Source organism: Streptomyces sp. NPDC001351, assembly GCF_042896045.1.
GTDB lineage: Bacteria > Actinomycetota > Actinomycetes > Streptomycetales > Streptomycetaceae > Streptomyces.
This window is the reverse complement of sequence record NZ_JBIAWS010000039.1, coordinates 1-2,361: the sequence shown is the minus strand read 5'-3', so window position 1 is coordinate 2,361 and position 2,361 is coordinate 1. Positions and strand designations below refer to the sequence as shown.

The window sequence follows — 2,361 nt, the reverse complement described above, 5'->3', positions numbered from 1 at the left end:
GTGTCGGCGTACACCTGAACGTCCCCACCCGCGTACGGATGAACGCGGCCAGTTCCTGATGCGGTGAGGCGGGCTGATCGGCACGCTGCTGCGTAGTCGGTGTGCTGCGGCAGGGGGTGGTCGGCAGTGGTCTTGGATCCGCGTCGGTGGTCGGAACTCCGGCGGTTTCGTGGGCTGTTGGAGTCCGGGGCGATGAGCCTGTCGGAGATCGCCCGGGAGACGGGGCTGGACCGCAAGACGGTCCGCAAGTACCTCGCGGGGCCGGCGACGCCGCCGCGCCGTTCGGCCAGTGGCCAGGTGGTGCCCAGGAAGATCGACGAGTTCGCGCCGCTGGTCGACGCGATGCTGCGGGCCGAGATCCTGATGAAGGCATCGGTGATCCACGAACGCCTGGCCGCGGAGTACGGGTTCACCGGCAACTACCAGCGCGTCAAGCTCTACGTTCAGCAGGCCCGCCCGAGGATCGCCGAGGAACTCGGCATCACACCGAAGGAGTTGGCCGGGCTCCACCGGCGCTTCGAGGTCATCCCCGGGGCTCAGGCCCAGGTCGACTGGGGTGACGAGGGCAAGGTCCTCGCCCACATGGGCATCCCGAAAGTCTACTCGTTTCACATGGTGCTGTCGTACTCACGCGACCCGTTCTGCTGCTTCACCACCAGCCAGGACCTGCAGACCTTCTTCGATTGCCATCGGCGGGCATTTGCGCACTTCGGCGGGGTGCCGATGACGATCGTCTACGACCGGACCAAGACCGTCGTGCGCCGGCACGTCGCTCCCGGCGAGGCGGTCCCGCTGCATCCGGAGGCGGTCGGTTTCGCCGGGCACTACGACTTCGACATCGACGTCCTGGCCGCCTATCGGCCTACCGGCAAAGGGCGGGTTGAACGCCAGGTCCTCATCGTTCGCGATCACGTGCTGTCCGGGCGGGCGTTCTCCTCGCTGGAGGAGATGGACGCCGCGTTCGCCGCCTGGGTGCCCAGCCGGCGGGACCAGATCCACAAGACGCACCGGGAAGTCATCGGCATCCGGGCCGCCCGCGATCACGCGGCCCTCAAACCGCTGCCGCCGACTCCGTACTTGGTGGCCGAGCGGCATCTGCGGCCGGTCGGCAAGGACTGTCTGGTCGCGTTCGGCGGAAACCTCTACTCGGTGCCCGCCCGCAAGGTCCGCCCACGTCAGCTGGTCGAGATCCGGGCGACGAAGTCCCAGGTCATGCTGCACTCGACCGTCCCCGATGCCAGCGGCGAGACGTTGCTGTCCGCCCATCCGCGGGCGGTCGGCCGCGGCGCCGTCGTCAAGGAAGACGCGCACTGGGACGGCCTGCCGGCCGGCAAGAACCGCCGCACCACGACGGGCGACGTGACACCGCCACCGCGTCGCGAGCCGTCCGCGGGCGGCCAAGTCAGCCCGCTGGAGGCCTTGTTGAACCGAGCCGCGGCCACCCGTGTCGAGGTCGGGCGGCGGCCGCTGTCGGTCTACGACGAACTGACCGGCACCCGGCCCTTCACCACCAACTCCCCGACGAAGGAGTCCTCTTGAGCGAGCTGACCGGCAACCGCATCCGCACCACGGCCGGCAAGCTCGGCCTGCCCCACCTGGCAGAGACCATCAACGAGTACACCCGCCGGGCCGACGAGGCGAAGATGGGCTACCTCGACTTCCTCGACCTGGTCCTGTCCGAGGAACTCGCCGTCCGCGACGACCGCCGCTTCCGCCAGGGCCTGCGACTGTCCAAGCTGCCGCACCACAAGACGCTGGACGAGTACGACTTCTCCTTCCAGCCCGAACTCGACCCGCGCAAGGTCAAAGACCTCGCCAGCCTCTCCTTCGTCGACGGCAAAGCGAACGCTGCCCTGCTGGGGCCGCCCGGGGTGGGCAAGACGCACATCGCCGTCGCTCTCGCGGTCGCGGCCTGCCGGGCCGGCTACTCGATCTACTTCACCAGCCTCGACGACATGGTCCGCAATCTCAAGGCCGCCGAATCGGCCGGGCGACTGATCAACAAACTCGGCACCTACCTGCGGCCGAGCGTCCTCGTGGTCGACGAAGTGGGCTACCAGCCCCTCGAACGCGCCGAGGCGAACCTGGTCTTCCAGGTCATCTCCAAGCGTTACGAGAAGGGCTCCATCATCCTGACCTCGAACAAGACCTTCAGCGAATGGGGCCAGGTCTTCGGCGACGAGGTCCTCGCCACCGCGATCCTCGACCGGCTCCTCCACCACTGCGAAGTGATCGCGATCAACGGCCCAAGCTACCGGCTCAAGAACCGCCTCCAGGCCATCGAGCGAGAGACCGAAGTGGCCTGACAACTGGGGACGTTCGCCCGTACGCGACCGGGGAGACAAGCCCGTACGCCGACAC

2 protein-coding genes are annotated in these 2,361 nt (G+C 68.1%); both read left to right on the top strand.

The features are described from left to right. The first annotated feature begins 126 nt into the window (after nucleotides 1-126). Nucleotides 127-1,539 (top strand): IS21 family transposase, encoded by a 1,413-nt coding sequence (istA, locus tag ACFY1U_RS50920; protein ID WP_390700929.1) that lies wholly within the window; start codon nucleotides 127-129, stop codon nucleotides 1,537-1,539. Then, entirely contained in the window at nucleotides 1,536-2,306 is a 771-nt protein-coding gene (gene istB / locus ACFY1U_RS50915; protein WP_390700928.1) for an IS21-like element helper ATPase IstB, read from the top strand. Before istA ends, istB begins: the two co-directional genes overlap by 4 nt. Nucleotides 2,307-2,361: the final 55 nt, after the last annotated feature.